Source organism: Streptomyces griseoloalbus (assembly GCA_014650015.1).
Taxonomy (GTDB): Bacteria; Actinomycetota; Actinomycetes; order Streptomycetales; family Streptomycetaceae; genus Streptomyces; species Streptomyces griseoloalbus.
This window is the reverse complement of sequence record BMUD01000004.1, coordinates 342081-359022: the sequence shown is the minus strand read 5'-3', so window position 1 is coordinate 359022 and position 16942 is coordinate 342081. Positions and strand designations below refer to the sequence as shown.

The following is a 16942-nucleotide window of genomic DNA, read 5'->3' as shown; positions in this document are numbered from 1 at the left end:
TCAGCTGAGGTCGATGTGGTCCAGGGCCGTCAGCAGTTCGCCGAGCACCCGCAGGCAGGTCGTCACGTCGGTGTCCGTGAGGTCTCCGCCGACCCCCCTCAGGAACAGGTGCTCACGTTCGAGGACGGCGGCGATCGCCGCCGAGCCCTCCGGCGTGGGGCGGATGAGGGAGGACCGCCGGTGGGCGGGATTGGGGATGCTCTCCACCAGGCCCTGGGCCGCCGCGTCGTTCACCATGCGCTGCACGAACTGCCGGCTGATCGCCTGGGCCCTGCCCATCTGCGGCACCGTCATCGGCCCGTTCCGGTGCAGCAGGGTCAGGACGGCGCGCACGCCCAGCGACAGGCCGTCGTCGGCGGCCAGGCCCTGCTCCACACTGCGCTGGGCGCGCCGGTACAGGGGGCCGACCAGGTCGTACACCTCGGTGAGGCGGCGGCCGAGCTCGTCCGGGGAAAGGGGCTTGTCCATCTCGTTCACTCCCTCATTATGACACCTGGGTTGCCAAAGTCTCCCGAAGATGACACCTTAGTTGTCATGACTGGTCCTTCGGAACTGCGCTTCTTCCCCTCCGCCGACGGCGATCTCGCCTACCTCGACACCGGCTCCGGCGACCCCGTCGTCCTCCTTCACTCCGGGTACGTCGACCACCGGGTCTGGGACGCCCAGATTCCCGCCCTCGCCGCACACCACCGGGTCATCGCCCCGGACGTGCGCGGCCACGGCTTCTCGGCCAACGCCACCGAGCCGTTCCGCTGGGCCGACGACCTGGCCGGACTGCTGCGCCACCTCGACGCGGGGCCCGTGGTCCTCGTCGGCCTCTCGATGGGCGGCGTGATCGCCACCGACACGGTGCTCGAACATCCCGGACTCGTCCGTGCGGTGGTCACCTGCGGCGCCGCGACCGGGGATGTCCAGTACACCGATCCCTGGTACCAGGAGGTCCAGGCCGAGAGCGCCCGGGCGCTGGCCGCCGGTGACGTGCAGGCCTGGCTCGCGGCCTTCCTCCGCGTCGTACCCGGCCCCCACCGGACCGCCGACGACGTCGACCCCGACATCCTGCGCCGGCTGCGGGAGATGGCGCTCCACACCATCTCCAAGCACACCCCGGGCGAGAAGAACCTGCTGGTGCCCGTGACCGGCACCTGGTCCCGCCTGCCGGAGATCGACGTCCCGGTGCTCGCCGTCAACGGCGCCCTCGAACCCGCCGACCCGCGCGACGCGGCCCAGCGTCTCGCCGAGGCCGTCCCCGACGGCCGGGCCGTCACCATCGACGGCACCGGCCACTACCCGAACATGGAGCGGCCGGAGCTCTTCAACCGGACCCTGCTCGACTTCCTCCGCGCCCTCTAACGCCGCGCCAGCTCCGAACGCCGGAAGGAGTAGGAGAAGTAGATCACCAGTCCCACCACGAACCAGATGGCGAACCGCGCCCAGGTCTGCCACTGCAGGAACGTGATCAGCCAGATCGAGAACACCACGCCCGCCGCCGGCACCACCGGCATCCACGGCGTGCGGAAGGTGCGCGGCAGCTCCGGCTGCCGGTAGCGCAGCACGATCACCGCCGTGCACACCACGACGAACGCCAGCAGGATCCCGATGTTGGTGAGTTCGGCCGCCTCGCCGATCGGCAGGAACCCGGCGATGGCGGCCGACGCCACCCCGACGATCCAGGTGACCCGCGTGGGCACGTGCCGGGTCGGGTGGGTCTTGGCGAACCAGCGGGGCAGCAACCCGTCGCGCGACATGGCGAACCACACCCGCGTGACGCCGAGCATGAACGTGAACATCACGGTGAGGATGCCGATGATGGCGCCCACCGCGATCACGTCCGCGAGCCCGCTCAGCCCGACCGACTTGAACGCCGTGGAGAAGCCGCTCTCGGGGTCGATGTCCTTGTAATCCTGCATGCCCGTCAGCACCAGGCAGGCCGCCACGTACAGGACCATCGAGATAATCAGCGAGTAGACGATCGCCTTCGGCATGTGCCGCTGGGCGTCCTTGGACTCCTCGGCCGCCGTCGACATGGCGTCGTAACCGAAGACCGCGAAGAACACCGTCGCCGCACCGGTGAACGCGCCGCCCACCCCGTACGGGAAGAACGGGTTGTAGTTCGCGGCGTCGATGTGGAACACCCCGACCGCGATCACCAGCAGCACGACCAGCACCTTCAGCACCACGACCACCGTCTCGAACCGGGCCGCGTTCTTGATGCCCAGGTTCAGCAGGAAGGCGATGAGCAGACACAGCAGGGCCGCGAACAGGTCGACGCGGTGGCCGTCACCGGTGCCGGGCGCGCCCAGCATCCAGTGCGGCAGATCGGCGCCCATGTCGTTCACCAGGAAGCTGAAGTAGCCGGAGATGCCGATCGCGACCACCGCCACGATCGCGGTGTACTCCAGCAGAAGATCCCAGCCGATGAACCACCCGGCCAGCTCGCCGAGCACCGCGTACCCGTAGGTGTACGCCGAGCCCGCCTTCGGGATCAGCCCCGCGAACTCCGCGTAGGACAGCGCGGCGGCGGCGCTGGCGACACCGGCGACGAGGAACGAGACCAGCACCGCCGGCCCCGCCGTGCCGTTGGCGACCGTTCCCGCGAGCGTGAAGATGCCGGCGCCGATGATGCCGCCCACGCCGATCGCGGTGAGCTGCCCCAGGCCCAGGGTGCGCTCCAATTGCGTACCCTCGCCGATTTCCGTCCCCTCGATGTGTTCGATGGGTTTGCGGCGGAGAACGCCCTCACCCGTCCAGAGCCCGGCCATGCGCCTCACCTCTTCGCGACAGGCAAACGGCTGACGGCGGATCATGATGCCCCCAGGACGCCGCCGACGGAAGACACCACGCGTGTCCGGGTCCCGATCAGCGGCCGGCGTCCGGCGGCACCGGGGTGGCCTGGTGGTAGTACATGCGCCAGCCCGTCTCCTCGTCACGCCTGCGCCACAGGGAGCTGCGGAGGGCCCGGTGCCCGTCGAAGACGGTCTCGTACGTGAGGTGCACCAGTCCGGGGCCGAGGAGGACGCCGGTGATCCGTGACGGCTCGTAGAGCGGGCCGCCGGCCGAGCTGCCCGGGTGGTCGTGCAGCTCGGCGACCATCTCGGCGTACGTGTAGCGCCGGCCGGATGCGCCGACCTCGGTGAACTCCGGGTCCAGCAGGCGCACCACCTCGGTGCGGGAGGACCGTACGGCCGGGTCCATGAGGCGCAGCTCGCCCTCGGTCGCCGCCTTCACCGGGTCTGTTCGACGGTTCATCCGCACATGATGGACCGCCTCGAAAGGCGCGTGGAACCGGGCGGCCGGCCACGGCGCACCACCCGTGTACCTCTGGGGCCCGTCCGACCCTTCCCGTCGTCGCACGGAGGGCGACGGGAACCGTCGGACGGGCCCCAGGCGCTCAGCTCAGCCGGTCGCGTCCACGAGCGCCAGGTCGTGCAGCCGCTCCGGCGGTCCCGGGCGGGCGTAGTACCAGCCCTGGGCCGTGTCACAGCCGAGGATGCGCAGTTGTTCGGCCTGGGCTCCCGTCTCCACGCCCTCCACCGTGACCGCCAGGTCGAGGCTGTGGGCCAGGGAGACGATCCCCTCGACGATCTTGAGGTCGACGGGGTCGGCCGGGAACTGCTGCATGCTCTGGGTGAAGGAACGGTCCAGCTTCAGGATGCTCACCGGGAGCCGGCGCAGATTGGCGAGATTGGAGTAGCCGGTGCCGAAGTCGTCCAGGGCGATGTCGACGCCCATCTCCGCCAGCCGGCGCAGCGGCTTCAGCAGATCGTCGTCCGCGCCGATCAGCGCCGACTCGGTCACCTCCAGGCACAGCGCGTTCGGCTCCACACCCGTGCGCTCCAGGATGTCGACGGTGTCCTGGACCAGCCCGGGATGGGTGAGCTGGCAGGGCGAGAGGTTCACGTTGATGCGCAGCGGGCCGAGCGCCTCCGCGCCCCCGTGACGCTCCCGCCACGCACGGGCCTGACGCACCGACTGCTCCAGGACCCAGCGGCCCAGCGGAACGATCAGGCCGGTGTGCTCGGCGAGCGGGATGAACCGGTCCGGGGACAGCACCCCGTGCTGCGGGTGCAGCCAGCGCACCAGCGCCTCGGCACCCCGCACACTGCCGTCGCCGAGGTGCACCAGCGGCTGGTACTCGATGAAGAACTCGCCCCGGTCCAGGGCCGTCGGCAGCGCCGTGGTGAGTCCGTGCCGCGTGATGGCGCGGGCGTCGGCCTCCGGGTCGGCGAGCTCGAACCGGTTGCCGCCCGCCGACTTGGCCCGGTACATGGTGATGTCGGCGCTGCGCAGCACCTCCGCCGCGCTGCGTTCCCCGGCCGGCCCCTCGACGATGCCGATGCTGCCGCGCACGGTGAGCTCCCGGCCGTCGACGCTGATCGGGGCGAGCAGCGCGTTCATGATGCGGGCGGCGAGCTCGTCCACGGTGCGCTCGGTGTCGGGGCCGGTGGTCAGCGCCACGAACTCGTCGCCGCCGAGCCGGGCCACCATCTCGCCGGACGCGGTGGCGCAGGCCTGCAGCCGGTCGGCGACCTCGACGAGCATCCGGTCACCGGCCGCGTGCCCGAGGCTGTCGTTGACGGTCTTGAAACCGTCCAGGTCCAGATAGCACAGGCCGAAGCGCTGGCCCTCGCCGGCGTTCAGCGCCTTCTCCAGACGTTCGAAGAAGAACGTGCGGTTGGGCAGGCCGGTGAGCGCGTCGTGGGTGGCCTCGTAGCGCAGCCGGAGGTTGAGCAGCCGGCGCTCCGTGGTGTCCTCCATGAGGGCGAGCTGGTACTGCGGGTCGCCGTCGGCGTCGCGCAGCAGGGACACCGTCAGATTGGTCCACAGGACCGTTCCGTCCGGGCGGTAGAACGCCTTCTCGAGGTGGTAGTGCTCGCGCTCGCCGCTCACCAGCTCCTGGTAGAGCCGCCAGGTCTGCGGGGCGTCGTCGGGGTGGACCCACTCCTTGACCTTGCGGCCGCGCAGGGCCTGTTCGGACAGGCCGAACATGCGCCGCAGCGCGCCGTTGACCTGTAGGACGTTGCCCTCCAGGTCGGCGATGCCGATCCCTATGGCCGCGCCCTCGAAGACCGCGCGGAACCGGGCCTCGGTGGCGTGCAGCGCCTGTGCCACCACGCCCTGCGCCTCCAGGGCCGCCTGCGCGATGGCCTCCTGCTCGGCCAGCGTCCGCTCGCGCAGCGCCTGCGCGAACCCGGCGGCCATGGCGTGCTGGAGCCTGGCGCTGCGCGCCCGCAGGTCCTCGCGGTCGCCGTCCTCGCCGCAGTACAGGACGAGGTAGGCGTCCACGCAGTCCAGGGTGCGGCTGAGCGCCTCCGGGTCGGTGCAGTGCGCCCGCACCAGGGCGGCACCGACCGCCCTGCCCGCGTCCGCGTCGAACGACCTGGCCCGCAGCGCCTCGCTGAGCAGCCGGGCCAGCGGCAGCAGAAGCGCCTCGAACTCGGGCCGGGTCGACGACGTCGAGGTCACCGGGAAGACCGCCCGGCTCCAGATCGTCGCGAACCGGCGCAGTCTGCCCTCCGGCCCGTCCGGCTCCGCGCTCACGCCGTACGCCCCACGCCCGCGAAACCGGAGAAGGCGTAGGGATCCTCGTCCTCCGGTGCAGTGTCCGGCCGCCACTGCGGCATCGGCACCAGTCCGGGTTCCACCATGTCGTACCCCTCGAAGAACCGCGCGATCTCCTCGCGCGTGCGCATGATCAGCGGGTTGCGAATGTCCTGGTACACGTCCACCGCCCCCTCGGCCCGCTCCGGCGGCAGCGGGATCCCCTCGTACGAGGCATGGGTGAGCACGAGCATGCTGCCGGGCGCGAGGGCCTCGCGCAGGTCGGCCACCACCGCGTACGGGTCGTCCGCGTCTTCCACGAAGTGCAGTATGGCAACGAGGAGCAGCGCCACTGGCCGATTCAGGTCGATCAGCCGCTGCACTTCGGGACTGTCGAGGATCTCCCGCGGCTTTCGGAGGTCCGCGGCGACGATGCCCGCGCCGTCGTTGCCCTCCAACACGGACTGGCTGTGCGCCACGGCCACCGGGTCGTGGTCCACGTACATCACGCGTGCGTCCGGGTCGGCCGCCTGGGCCACTTCGTGGACGTTCCCGAACGTGGGAATGCCGGAGCCGATGTCCAGGAACTGGTTGATGCCCTCGTCGACCGCGAAACGCACCGCCCGGCGCATGAAGGCCCGGTTCGCCTGCACGATCTTGGGCAGGCCCGGCATGAACTCCATGGCCCTGCGGGCCGCTTCCCGGTCGACCTCGAAGTTGTGCGAACCGCCCAGGTAGTAGTCGTGCATCCGGGAGACGCTGGGCACCGTGATGTCGATGCTCCGTGGGGCCCAGGCGGGACGCTCCATCTATCTCTCCAAGGCGTAGGCGATCCGGTGTTCGAGCAGAGGCTACTGATCGCCCGCCAAACGAGCGACCCCAAACGGAAATTGACCATCCGTTCCCGGTCACTGCCAGTGGCACGTGCCTTATCGACGTCCCCCGGTAAACGTCACGAGAAGTGTCCGCGGCATTCCGGAGAGCTTCTGCGCGCTGAGAAGTACAGGGAGAAGAGTCCCGATAATTCCATGGGTTCCGGTGAATCACGGCAAAACGGTCCGCCCCTCCGCGGGCTGCGGAGGGGCGGACCTGGCCGGCGCGTCCGGAGTGGACGACGCCCTGGGGGGAGGCTGTTACTTCTCCGGGGCGCCGACCGGTTTTCCGTCGGGCCGCACGGCGTACCAGGTGCCGCCGACGCCCTGACCGTTGGTGTCGCCGGCGGCCTTGTCCCCGGCGAAGGTGTAGATGGGCCAGCAGTTGATCGTCTGCTGGTCGGCGCCGTCCGGGCGGGTGAAGGTCATGTAGCCCTTCTCCTGGATGCCCTTGGTGTCCTCGAAGCCGACCGGCGACACCACCGGCCACTTCTCCAGGCAGGCGCCGGTGCAGGCCGAGACGGGTTTCGGCCAGGCCTCGTCCTTCATGAAGCGGTAGACGGTCATGCCGTTCCGGTCGACGACGATCTCGCCGAGCTTCGGGTCCTGGCGGGTGGACAGACCCGGCCGGTCGGCCGCCTGCGCCTTCTTTCCCTCGGGGGTCAGCGCGTACCACTTGCCGCCCACACCCTGGCCCTTGACGTCACCGGCGTTCACGTCCTTGACGTAGCGGTAGGCCGGCCAGCCGTCCACGGTGAGCTGCTCGGTGCCGTCGGCCCGGGTGACCTCCCCGAGCAGTGACTCGTCGATCCCCTCGCCGGCCGTGGCGTCGTCGGCGGGCACCGGGGGCCAGGTCTTGGCGCAGTCGCCCTCGCAGCGGGACGCGGGGGGCTCGGCCGTGTCCTGGTCGAAGCGGTACAGGGTCAGACCGAGGCTGTCGGTCACCACCTTGCCCAGTTCGGCGTTGGTGGAGACGTTCAGCTCGCCCGCCGTGTTCGAAGGGCTCGACGATGCCCGTGCGCCGCCGGCCGCGTCGCCGGCGCCGCTGCCGATGTCGCCGTAGTCCCCGGCCGCGGCCGTGGCACCCACGTTCTGGCTGGAGGCGGGCGGCGGGCTGTCCTGACCGCACGCCGAGGTCAGGGCCAGCACCGCCGCGGCGCTCGCCACCAGCGAGGCGGTTCGCCAGGAGGTCTTCATCGTCAACTCCACATGATCGCAAGGGTGTTGCAGCGCCCTGCTGTGCCGCCGCTCGACGATGGGTACGCACCGGAGCACAGGTTGTGTTCAATCGCGGCCCGAATTTCTTTCATTAACTCCTTCGGGGCAATCACCCGGTTCCGGGGCGTGACCCGGCCGTTCGCGACTCATGATCCTCGTCGTGCAAGCACTCGTACCGACCCAATCCCGCGTGGCGGCACGTGCGTTGGCGGTGGCGACGCTGACCTGGGCACTCGTCGGCGCACCCGGCGCGGCGACGGCCGACGCCTGCGCCTACGCCTCGACAGGGCCGGGCGGCACGGAGGCGGTGGCGGTCGCGGGAAGCGTCACCTGGACGGACCCCCCGCCCTGCTCACCGCCTCCACCGTCCCCCACACCCACACCCACACCCACACCCACACCCACACCCACACCCACACCCACACCCACACCCACACCCACACCCACACCCACGCCCTCTCCGACGCCTCCGCCCGAGCCCACGCCGACCACGCCTCCACCACCGCCGCCCAGCCCCAGCCCCACCCCGGAACCGGAGCCGCCCCCGCCCGCGGCCCGCCCGGTGCCACCCGCTGCCCGGCCGACCCCGGCCCCCACCCCGCCGCCACGCCCACCGTCGCCCCCCACGCCGCCTCCGTCACCGGCACCCGCACCCCCACCCCCACCGCCCCCGACACCGTCGGCCACGCCCGAGCCGCGTCCGTCCGTGGCACCCGTGCACTACCCGCGCTACCGCGCGGCCCCGGTGCGGCGGCCCTCCGGCGGTGCCACGTCGCCGCTCACCTTCGTCCTGCTCATCACGATGCCCGCGGTGGTCGCCGTCGCAGCGCTCCGTCCGCGCTGACGACCGACCCGATCCGACTCCTGCTGGAGGCTCGTCTTGCCGGAATGGCTTGTTCTCACCCTCGCGATGCTGGCCGCCTGTGCCGTCGTGGTGGTCATCACCCTCGTACGGCACCGCCGGGCGGCCGACGACGAGGATCCCAGCGAGACCCCGGACGTCATCGAGTACATGACGATGTGGATCGGTGTGGTGTACGCCATCGTCCTGGGTCTCGCCATCGCCGGCGTCTGGGAGGGACGCAGCGCCGCCCAGGAGCACGTACGGGCCGAGGCCGTGGCCCTGCACGAGATCACGGAGCGGGTGCGGGTCTACCCCGCGGACGTGCGCGACCGCATCCGGGACGATGTCAACGCCTATGTCGGACACGTGGTCACCACCGAGTGGCGGACCATGGCCGACGACGGACGGGTCACCGGGCGCGGCACCGAACTGCTCGACCGCGTCCGGCGGGACGTCACCGACTACGAGCCGCGCACGGACTTCGAGGCGCAGGCCTACCAGCCGCTCGTGGACCAGGTGGCCGCCGCCGACCAGGCGCGCAGCGCGCGGGCCGAGTCGACCGGGGAGACCATGCCGGGCGTGGTGTGGTTCGGGCTGATCTCCGGGGCCGTCATCACCATCGGCATGATCTTCGCGCTGCAGATCCGGCGCACCAGCCGGGAGATGATCCTGGCCGGGCTGTTCTCCGCGCTGATCGCCTTCCTGCTCTTCCTCATCTGGGACTTCGACGCGCCCTACAGCCGGGGCATCGCCGCGTCGGCGGACCCGTTCCTGCGGCTCTTCCCGCACATCGACGGCTGAGACCGCCCGCGGGGCGGCGCTTCGCCCCGGATCCCCGCGGGGATCCGGGGCGCTGTCTCGTCGAACACGTGCAACGGCGGCCCGCAGGGGACAGCTGCTCAGATCCGCTTCTCGGCGCGGCGGCGCATCCAGAAGACCCCGCTGCCGACGACCGCCGCGGTCACCAGCGCGCCGCCGATGGCGATGTCGGTCGGGGTCGCCCCGCTGGTGCTGCTGCCGCCGATACCGCCGCGGACGCCGCCGATGACGGTGAAGGCGGCCGGACGGGTCAGGCTCCTGCCGGAGCAGTGGACCGTGATGTCGTACGGACCGGGCCGGGCGTCGGCGTCGACGGTCGCGGTGCCCTTGGAGGTGTCGTTGGCACCGTGGATGGGCGTCAGATCGGTCCTCGGGAACGCGTTGGAGGTCGCCGTGCCGCCGTTGGGGCAGCCGTCGACCGTGATGGTCAGCTGGCCGCCGGGGGCGATGACGCTGGGCAGGGCGACGATGTTGGACGGGTTGGGATGCCGGCCGTCGTCCGCGACGGCCGCCGGGGCGGCGACCCCGAGGACGGCGACCGCGGCGCCGGCGGCCGCCAGGGCACGTGAGTTACGCATGTGATCCTCCGCGGAAGGCGCCCCGGGTCCCGTCCCCGGTCGATCGGCGAGAAAGCGCCTCCCAGAAAGACCCTCAGTTGCCCTGCGCGGCCCCGCATTTCGGCGATGGTCCGTCCCGGTGAGGCCGCCCCCTCGCGGGCCACCGCGCGAGGCGATATCGCCGCAGGTCACGGACCGTCAGAAAATCTTCGTCGGGCTCCACCCCGGATGGCGCACCTCGTCCCGCGGGGGCCACCCGTTCGCCGCCGCCCCGTCGCCGGTTGCGCGTGCGCGATCTAGCGTTTTCTCATGCGCGAGTGACACGGCGACGGCTGTGTCGAGAGGGGAAGGCGAATGTCTGCTTTCTGGCCGGCCGAAGCCGAAGAGGAGGCGCCGCGGAAGAGGCGCGCCCCATGGGGCGTGATAGCGCTGGTCCTGCTCACCGGACTCGCGCTCATCCGGAACGGTTCGGGGGAGTTCGACGTGGGCCCGCCGCAGCCGGCCGGCGCGGCCGCCGCCGACAGCCGGGTGCCCGGCGGCATCGCGGCCGGGGTGGTGCAGCCGCTGCCGTACGGGGTTCCGGACCGGGTCAGGATCCCGGCGATCCAGGTGGACGCGCCGGTCATGGCCGTGGGGCTGGACGCGGAGGGCTGGGTGGACGCACCGCCGCCCCAGGACCCCAATCTGGCGGGCTGGTTCACCGGTGCCGTCTCGCCGGGCGAGAAGGGCACGGCGGTCGTCGTCGGCCATGTCGACAACGCGCAGGGACCGGCGGTGTTCTACGGACTCGGGGCGCTGAAGAAGGGACACCGCGTCGAGATCGCGCGCATGGACGCGAAGACCGCCGTGTTCGAGATCTACGGCATCGAGGTCTTCGCGAAGAACAACTTCCCCGGCGACCGGGTCTACGCCTCCAAGGGGGCCGCGGAGCTGCGGGTCATCACCTGCGGCGGCGGCTTCTCCCAGCAGAACGGCTACGACGGGAACGTCGTCGTCTTCGCCCGCCTGGTCGAGGTCCGCTGAGCGGACCCCGACCGGGCGAGGGGCCGCTCAGACGTACTGCCGGCGAGGCACGGTGACGTGGTACCCGGAGTCCAGCAGCGCGGGCAGATAACGGCGCAGGGCCCGTACGCTCTGCGAGCGTTCGCCCCCGGCGTCGTGCGAGAGCACCACGACGCCGGGGGCGGCGCCGTCCTCCACCCGGCCGACGATGGTGCGGGTGCCGGGCGTGGTCCAGTCGAGCGTGTCGACCGTCCAGGCCAGCGGCTCCATGCCCAGTTCGGCGCCGAGCTGGAAGGCGGCGCGGTTCCAGGCCCCGTAAGGCGCGCGGAACCATTCCGGGCGTGCGCCGTAGGCCTTTTCGATGACGTCGCTGGTGCGTTCCATCTCGGAGCGGATCCGGTGGCGGCCGAGGTCGGTGAGCAGGGGGTGGGACCAGGTGTGGTTGCCGACCACATGCCCCTCGTCGGCCATCCGGGCCAGCAGGTTTGGGTGGTCGGCCGCCATCCCCCCGCACACGAAGAACATCGCGCGCACCTCGTACCGGGCCAGCGTGTCCAGGATGGGCGGGGTGTAGCGGGGATCCGGCCCGTCGTCGAAGGTCAGCACCATGGTGCGACCGCGCCCGGACACCCGCAGCAGCGGTTCCCGCCGTACCGGGGTCCTGCCGGGCGTGGTGGGCGGCGGGCCGTAGCCGGTCAGGGGGCTGAGGCGGTACTCGGAGGGCCTGAGCGGGCGGCGGGCGGGCGGGGCTCCGGCGGCGGACGCCGACTCGGGTGCGGCCCGCTTCCCGGTGCCCGGCACGAGCGCCGAGGCCACACCGGCGGCGCCGAGGGCGGCGGCGCCGGCGAGCAGCGCCCGGCGCCGGGTGAGCAACTGATCCTTCTCCATGACTCATCAGTCGCCACACGGAAGGCCGACGCACCTCGACGACACCGGTGCGGCGGCACGATTTCACCCCTTCGGCGCAGTGCGGGGCGGCGGACCTCCCGGGGACGCGTGCCGGCCGGGGCGGTGAGGTCCGATAGCCTCGCTGCCGTGATGGAACAACAGTCCTCTCGGTTCGAACGGGGCACGGACGGCCCGAAGGTGATCGTGACCGGAGTGGACGGGTCCGACTCCTCGCTGCGGGCGGCGGCGTACGCCTCCGGTCTGGCCCGGCGCCAGGGCGCCCTGCTCGCCATCGTGTACGTGCAGCCGGTGCTGGCGGCGGGTGCGGCGCTCGGCGCTCCGGTCGCCGACACGACCGAGGAGATCGCCGAGGAACTGGTGGCGCAGATCAGGGACGCGATGGAGCGGATCAAGGGGATCTTCGACATCCGCTGGGAGTTCCACACGTTCCGCGGCGACCCCTACAACGGCCTGGTGAGGGCGGCGGACGACCTCAAGGCGGACGCGGTCGTGGTGGGTGCCTCCGAGCAGGCGGGCCACCGGATCATCGGGTCGGTCGCGGTGCGGCTGGTGAAGGCGGGGCGGTGGCCGGTGACGGTGGTGCCGTAGGACGGCTGCCGGACGGCTCACCGCTCCAGCAGCATCCGCTGCAACTCCCGTGCCGCCCTGGGCGGGGCCACATCGCTGCGGTGGGCCAGGGCGATGGCGCGGTGCAGACCGGGGCGGGCCAGGGGAGTCACCCGCAGCCCGTGCCCGGACCGTGCGGCCACCATGCGCGGGACGACGGCGACGCCCAGCCCCGCCCGCACGAAGCCGAGCACCGCGTCCATCTCGCCGCCCTCCACCGCGAACTCCGGCTCGAAGCCCTCCGCGCGGCATGCCGCCACGGTCAGCTCGCGCAGGTCGTAGCCGTGCCGGAACATCACCAGGCGCTCGCCCTCCAGGTCGGCGATGCGCACGGTACGCCGGCCCCGCCCCGGCCTGGTGGCGTCCGGTGAGGACACCACCACCAGGTCCTCGCGCAGCAGCTCCACCGTGGTGAGCGCGGGGGAGGGGGTCGGGAGCGGCAGCACCACCAGGGCGAGGTCCAGCGCGCCGCGGGCCAGCTCCCGTACCAGGTCGTGCGAGCCGCCCTCCTCGACCAGCAGGCGGACGCCCGGGTAGCGGTCGTGGAAGGCGCGCAGCACATCCGGCAGCAGGCCGGTGCACAGGCTCGGCGTCGCGCCCAGCCGGACCCGGCCGCTGCGCAGCTGCGCCACCTCCTGCACCTCGTGCCGGGCGGTGTCCGCGTCCGCCAGGATCCGCCGGGCCAGCGGCAGCAGCGCCTCGCCCGCGTCGGTCAGCGTGATGTTCCCGCGCGCCCGCCGGAACAGATCCGCCCCCAGCTCCCGCTCCAGCGCCCTGATCTGCTGCGACAAGGAGGGCTGGGCGACATGGACCGTCTCGGCGGCCCGGGTGAAGTGCCGGGTCTCGGCCACGGCCACGAAGTACTGGAGCTGCTGGAACTGCACCCGGTCATCATAGGGTCTCCCTATCGAAACCAGCCGGACCATGTCTTGGACCGATGGGGCCCTCCGGCCCTAGCGTCGGTGACATGGCTCTGGCAACGCGGACGGACCGACGGCCGTCCATGGCACGCACCGTGTGGGACTCGACCGTCGGCAAGAAGACAGTGATGGCGGTCAGCGGCCTGATCATGCTGCTGTACCTGGTCGCCCACATGATCGGAAACCTGAAGATCTTCTTCGGGGCAGGCGAGTTCAACCACTACGCCCACTGGCTGCGCACCGTCGGCGAGCCCTTCATGCACTACGAGTGGACGCTGTGGCTCATCCGCGTCGTGCTCGTCGTCGCCGTGGTCGCCCACGCCGTCTCCGCCTACCAGCTCAGCCGCCGCGACATCAAGGCGCGCCCCAGCAAGTACGTGCACAAGAAGCCGCGCGCGAGCTACGCCACGCGCACCATGCGCTGGGGCGGCATCATCCTCGCCCTGTTCATCGTCTGGCACCTCCTCGACCTGACCACCGGCACCGTGCACTCCGGCGGCTTCGAGACGGGCAAGCCCTACCAGAACGTGGTGGACACCTTCTCCACCTGGTACGGCAACGCCGTCTACGTCGTCGCGATGCTCGCCGTCGGCCTGCACATACGGCACGGCTTCTGGAGCGCCGCCCAGACCCTCGGCGTCGGCAGCCGCACCCGCGACCGCGCCCTGAAGACCGTCGCCAACGTCCTCGCGCTGCTGCTCACGGCCGGTTTCCTCGCCGTACCCGTGGGCGTCATGACCGGAGTGGTGAGCTGAACATGACTTCCTACACCGAGTACGCGACCGGTGAGCCGGTCGTCGACACCAAGGCCCCCGCCGGCCCGGTCCACGAGCGCTGGGACAAGCGCCGCTTCGAGGCCAAGCTGGTCAACCCCGCCAACCGGCGCAAGCACACGGTCATCGTCGTCGGCACCGGCCTCGCGGGCGGCTCCGCCGGGGCCACCCTCGCCGAACAGGGCTACCACGTCGTCCAGTTCTGCTACCAGGACTCCCCGCGCCGCGCCCACTCCATCGCCGCGCAGGGCGGCATCAACGCGGCGAAGAACTACCGCAACGACGGCGACTCCGTCCACCGCCTGTTCTACGACACCGTCAAGGGCGGCGACTTCCGGGCCCGCGAGTCCAACGTCCACCGCCTCGCGCAGATCTCCGTCGAGATCATCGACCAGTGCGTGGCCCAGGGCGTGCCCTTCGCCCGCGAGTACGGCGGACTGCTCGACACCCGCTCCTTCGGCGGCGTCCAGGTCTCCCGCACCTTCTACGCCCGCGGCCAGACCGGCCAGCAGCTCCTTCTCGGCGCCTACCAGGCGCTGTCCCGGCAGATCGCCGTCGGCAACGTCGACATGCACCCGCGCACCGAGATGCTCGACCTGATCGTCGTGGACGGGCGGGCCCGCGGCATCGTCGCCCGGGACCTGATCACCGGGAAGATCGACACGTACTTCGCGGACGCCGTCGTGCTGGCGAGCGGCGGCTACGGCAACGTCTTCTACCTGTCGACGAACGCCATGAACTCCAACGCCACCGCCGTCTGGCGGGCGCACCGGCGCGGCGCGTACTTCGCCAACCCCTGCTTCACCCAGATCCACCCCACCTGCATCCCGCGCACCGGCGACCACCAGTCGAAACTCACGCTGATGAGCGAGTCGCTGCGCAACGACGGCCGCATCTGGGTCCCCAAGGCCAAGGGCGACGACCGGCCGCCGAACAGGATCCCCGAGGACGAGCGCGACTACTACCTCGAGCGCATCTACCCCTCCTTCGGCAACCTGGTCCCGCGAGACATCGCCTCCCGCGCCGCCAAGAACGTCTGCGACGAGGGCCGGGGCGTCGGACCCGGCGGCCAGGGCGTGTACCTGGACTTCGCGGACGCCATCCAGCGGATGGGCCGCAAGGCCGTCGAGGCCAAGTACGGCAACCTCTTCGACATGTACCAGCGGATCACCGACGAGGATCCGTACGAGGTGCCGATGCGGATCTACCCCGCCGTGCACTACACGATGGGCGGCCTGTGGGTCGACTACGACCTCCAGACCACCGTCCCCGGCCTGTTCGCGGTCGGCGAGGCGAACTTCTCCGACCACGGCGCCAACCGGCTCGGCGCCTCCGCGCTGATGCAGGGCCTGGCCGACGGCTACTTCGTCCTCCCGGCGACCATCAACGACTACCTGGCCCGCAACCCGCACCAGGACGAGATCACCCCCGAGCACCCGGTGGTGCGGGAGGTGCTGGCCGAGACCGAGGACCGGCTGAGCCTGCTGCTGTCCGTCGACGGCGACCGCACCCCGGACTCCTTCCACCGCGAACTCGGCGAGCTGATGTGGGAGTTCTGCGGCATGGCCCGCACCGACTCCGGGCTGCGCAAGGCCCTCGAACGGATCCCGCAGATCCGCGAGGAGTTCTGGCGGCGCATCAAGGTCCCCGGCACCGGCGAGGAGTTCAACCAGTCGCTGGAGAAGGCCAACCGCATCGTCGACTACCTCGAACTCGCCGAGCTGATGTGCCTCGACGCGCTGCACCGCGACGAGTCCTGCGGCGGCCACTTCCGCGAGGAGTCCCAGACCCCGGACGGCGAGGCCGCCCGTAAGGACGACGCGTTCTCCTACGCCGCAGCCTGGGAGTTCACCGGCGCCGGCGAGGCTCCCGTCCTGCACAAGGAAGACCTGGTCTTCGAGTACGTCCACCCCACCCAGCGGAGCTACGCATGAAGCTCACCCTGCGCGTCTGGCGGCAGAAGAACGCCGACGCCGACGGCACCATGTCCACGTACGAGGTGGACGGCATCTCGCCCGACATGTCCTTCCTGGAGATGCTCGACACCCTCAACGAGGAGCTCATCCTCAAGGGCGAGGACCCGGTCGCCTTCGACCACGACTGCCGCGAGGGCATCTGCGGCGCCTGCTCGCTGGTCATCAACGGCGACGCCCACGGGCCCGAGCGCACCACCACCTGCCAGCTGCACATGCGGTCCTTCGAGGACGGCGACACCATCGACGTCGAGCCGTGGCGGGCGGCGGCCTTCCCCGTCGTGAAGGACCTGGTGGTCGACCGGTCGGCCTTCGACCGGATCATCCAGGCCGGCGGCTACATCACCGCCCCCACCGGCTCCGCGCCGGACGCCCATGCGACGCCCGTGCCCAAGCCGGACGCGGACCTCGCCTTCGAGCACGCCGAGTGCATCGGCTGCGGCGCCTGCGTCGCCGCCTGCCCCAACGGGGCGGCGATGCTGTTCACCTCCGCGAAGATCAACCACCTCAACGTCCTGCCGCAGGGCGCCCCCGAGCGTGAGACCCGGGTGCTGGACATGGTGGCGCAGATGGACGACGAGGGCTTCGGCGGCTGCACCCTCGCCGGCGAGTGCGCCACCGCCTGCCCGAAGGGCATCCCGCTCACCTCCATCACGGGCATGAACAAGGAGTGGCTGCGGGCCACCCGCAAGGCGGCCGGGCGCTAGCGCCCGGGCTTGGCCGAGCGCGCCCGGCAGGGCACCGGACAGTGTGTCGTGGCTGGTCGCGCGGTTTCCCGCGCCCTTCGGGCGCTGCACTGAACGTTCGCCGGAGAGTGCGGACGGACGGGGCCGGGGGAGGTGCTCCTCCCGGCCCCGTCTCGCTTTCCCGCTCCTGGCATTCAGCATTCCCACATCCGTACTCCCGGCTCC

18 protein-coding genes are annotated in these 16942 nt (G+C 71.3%); 8 read left to right on the top strand and 10 right to left on the bottom strand.

Features of this window, described 5'->3' with window-relative positions; translation table 11 throughout:
• On the bottom strand, positions 1-477 hold the full coding sequence (locus tag IE178_RS08775; RefSeq protein ID WP_193511838.1) for a MarR family winged helix-turn-helix transcriptional regulator: 477 nt from the start codon (positions 475-477) through the stop codon (positions 1-3).
• Between the two features lie 57 nt (positions 478-534).
• On the opposite strand from IE178_RS08775, the gene IE178_RS08770 reads away from it, so the two are divergent.
• On the top strand, positions 535-1350 hold the full coding sequence (locus tag IE178_RS08770; protein WP_184762551.1) for an alpha/beta fold hydrolase: 816 nt from the start codon (positions 535-537) through the stop codon (positions 1348-1350).
• Here IE178_RS08770 and IE178_RS08765 read toward each other — a convergent pair.
• From IE178_RS08765 to IE178_RS08740, 6 genes are all read right to left on the bottom strand, one after another.
• On the bottom strand, positions 1347-2759 hold the full coding sequence (locus IE178_RS08765) for an amino acid permease (RefSeq protein ID WP_193511837.1): 1413 nt from the start codon (positions 2757-2759) through the stop codon (positions 1347-1349). The genes IE178_RS08770 and IE178_RS08765 overlap by 4 nt on opposite strands.
• A 97-nt stretch (positions 2760-2856) precedes the next feature.
• Positions 2857-3246 (bottom strand): nuclear transport factor 2 family protein, encoded by a 390-nt coding sequence (locus tag IE178_RS08760; RefSeq protein ID WP_193511836.1) that lies wholly within the window; start codon positions 3244-3246, stop codon positions 2857-2859.
• A 147-nt stretch (positions 3247-3393) separates the two neighbouring features.
• The gene (locus IE178_RS08755) at positions 3394-5538 is read right to left on the bottom strand and encodes a putative bifunctional diguanylate cyclase/phosphodiesterase (RefSeq protein WP_193511835.1); all 2145 of its coding nucleotides are present in this window, start codon (positions 5536-5538) and stop codon (positions 3394-3396) included.
• Positions 5535-6347 carry an SAM-dependent methyltransferase gene (locus tag IE178_RS08750; protein ID WP_193511834.1) on the bottom strand — a complete coding sequence of 271 codons (813 nt, stop codon included), beginning with the start codon at positions 6345-6347 and terminating at the stop codon, positions 5535-5537. The genes IE178_RS08755 and IE178_RS08750 overlap by 4 nt, the downstream gene beginning before the upstream one ends.
• Before the next feature lie 324 nt (positions 6348-6671).
• Complete coding sequence (locus IE178_RS08745) at positions 6672-7607, bottom strand: SCO0930 family lipoprotein (RefSeq protein ID WP_193511876.1); 936 nt, start codon at positions 7605-7607, stop codon at positions 6672-6674.
• 347 nt (positions 7608-7954) lie between these two features.
• The gene (locus IE178_RS08740; RefSeq protein WP_193511833.1) at positions 7955-8269 is read right to left on the bottom strand and encodes a hypothetical protein; all 315 of its coding nucleotides are present in this window, start codon (positions 8267-8269) and stop codon (positions 7955-7957) included.
• A gap of 65 nt (positions 8270-8334) precedes the next feature.
• Between IE178_RS08740 and IE178_RS08735 the strand changes: the two genes are divergently transcribed.
• Both IE178_RS08735 and IE178_RS08730 read left to right on the top strand, forming a co-directional pair.
• Positions 8335-8472, top strand: coding sequence for a hypothetical protein (locus tag IE178_RS08735; protein ID WP_184762862.1), 138 nt, complete (start codon positions 8335-8337; stop codon positions 8470-8472).
• Between the two features lie 36 nt (positions 8473-8508).
• The gene (locus IE178_RS08730; RefSeq protein ID WP_318279919.1) at positions 8509-9273 is read left to right on the top strand and encodes a bestrophin-like domain; all 765 of its coding nucleotides are present in this window, start codon (positions 8509-8511) and stop codon (positions 9271-9273) included.
• Positions 9274-9371: 98 nt separating this feature from the next.
• Here IE178_RS08730 and IE178_RS08725 read toward each other — a convergent pair whose 3' ends face one another.
• Positions 9372-9869 carry a hypothetical protein gene (locus IE178_RS08725; RefSeq protein WP_184762557.1) on the bottom strand — a complete coding sequence of 166 codons (498 nt, stop codon included), beginning with the start codon at positions 9867-9869 and terminating at the stop codon, positions 9372-9374.
• Between the two features lie 333 nt (positions 9870-10202).
• Here IE178_RS08725 and IE178_RS08720 point away from each other — a divergent pair, with 333 nt between their 5' ends.
• Entirely contained in the window at positions 10203-10871 is a 669-nt protein-coding gene (locus IE178_RS08720) for a class F sortase (protein WP_193511832.1), read from the top strand.
• Positions 10872-10898: 27 nt separating this feature from the next.
• Here the strand turns inward: IE178_RS08720 and IE178_RS08715 are convergent, their stop codons facing one another.
• Positions 10899-11738 (bottom strand): polysaccharide deacetylase family protein, encoded by an 840-nt coding sequence (locus tag IE178_RS08715; protein ID WP_193511831.1) that lies wholly within the window; start codon positions 11736-11738, stop codon positions 10899-10901.
• 150 nt (positions 11739-11888) lie between these two features.
• Here IE178_RS08715 and IE178_RS08710 point away from each other — a divergent pair, with 150 nt between their 5' ends.
• Complete coding sequence (locus IE178_RS08710) at positions 11889-12347, top strand: universal stress protein (RefSeq protein WP_221492029.1); 459 nt, start codon at positions 11889-11891, stop codon at positions 12345-12347.
• A 17-nt stretch (positions 12348-12364) separates the two neighbouring features.
• Here the strand turns inward: IE178_RS08710 and IE178_RS08705 are convergent, their stop codons facing one another.
• Positions 12365-13249: a LysR family transcriptional regulator gene (locus IE178_RS08705; protein ID WP_184762561.1), complete on the bottom strand. Its 885-nt coding sequence runs from the start codon at positions 13247-13249 to the stop codon at positions 12365-12367.
• A gap of 119 nt (positions 13250-13368) precedes the next feature.
• Here IE178_RS08705 and IE178_RS08700 point away from each other — a divergent pair, with 119 nt between their 5' ends.
• The 3 genes from IE178_RS08700 to IE178_RS08690 are packed head-to-tail and all read left to right on the top strand — an operon-like array spanning position 13369 to position 16738.
• Positions 13369-14040 (top strand): succinate dehydrogenase, encoded by a 672-nt coding sequence (locus IE178_RS08700; protein ID WP_193511874.1) that lies wholly within the window; start codon positions 13369-13371, stop codon positions 14038-14040.
• A 2-nt stretch (positions 14041-14042) separates the two neighbouring features.
• Positions 14043-15992, top strand: a complete 1950-nt coding sequence (locus tag IE178_RS08695) for a fumarate reductase/succinate dehydrogenase flavoprotein subunit (protein ID WP_193511830.1) — start codon at positions 14043-14045, stop codon at positions 15990-15992.
• Positions 15989-16738, top strand: a complete 750-nt coding sequence (locus IE178_RS08690; protein ID WP_184762563.1) for a succinate dehydrogenase/fumarate reductase iron-sulfur subunit — start codon at positions 15989-15991, stop codon at positions 16736-16738. Before IE178_RS08695 ends, IE178_RS08690 begins: the two co-directional genes overlap by 4 nt.
• The last annotated feature ends 204 nt before the right edge of the window (positions 16739-16942 follow it).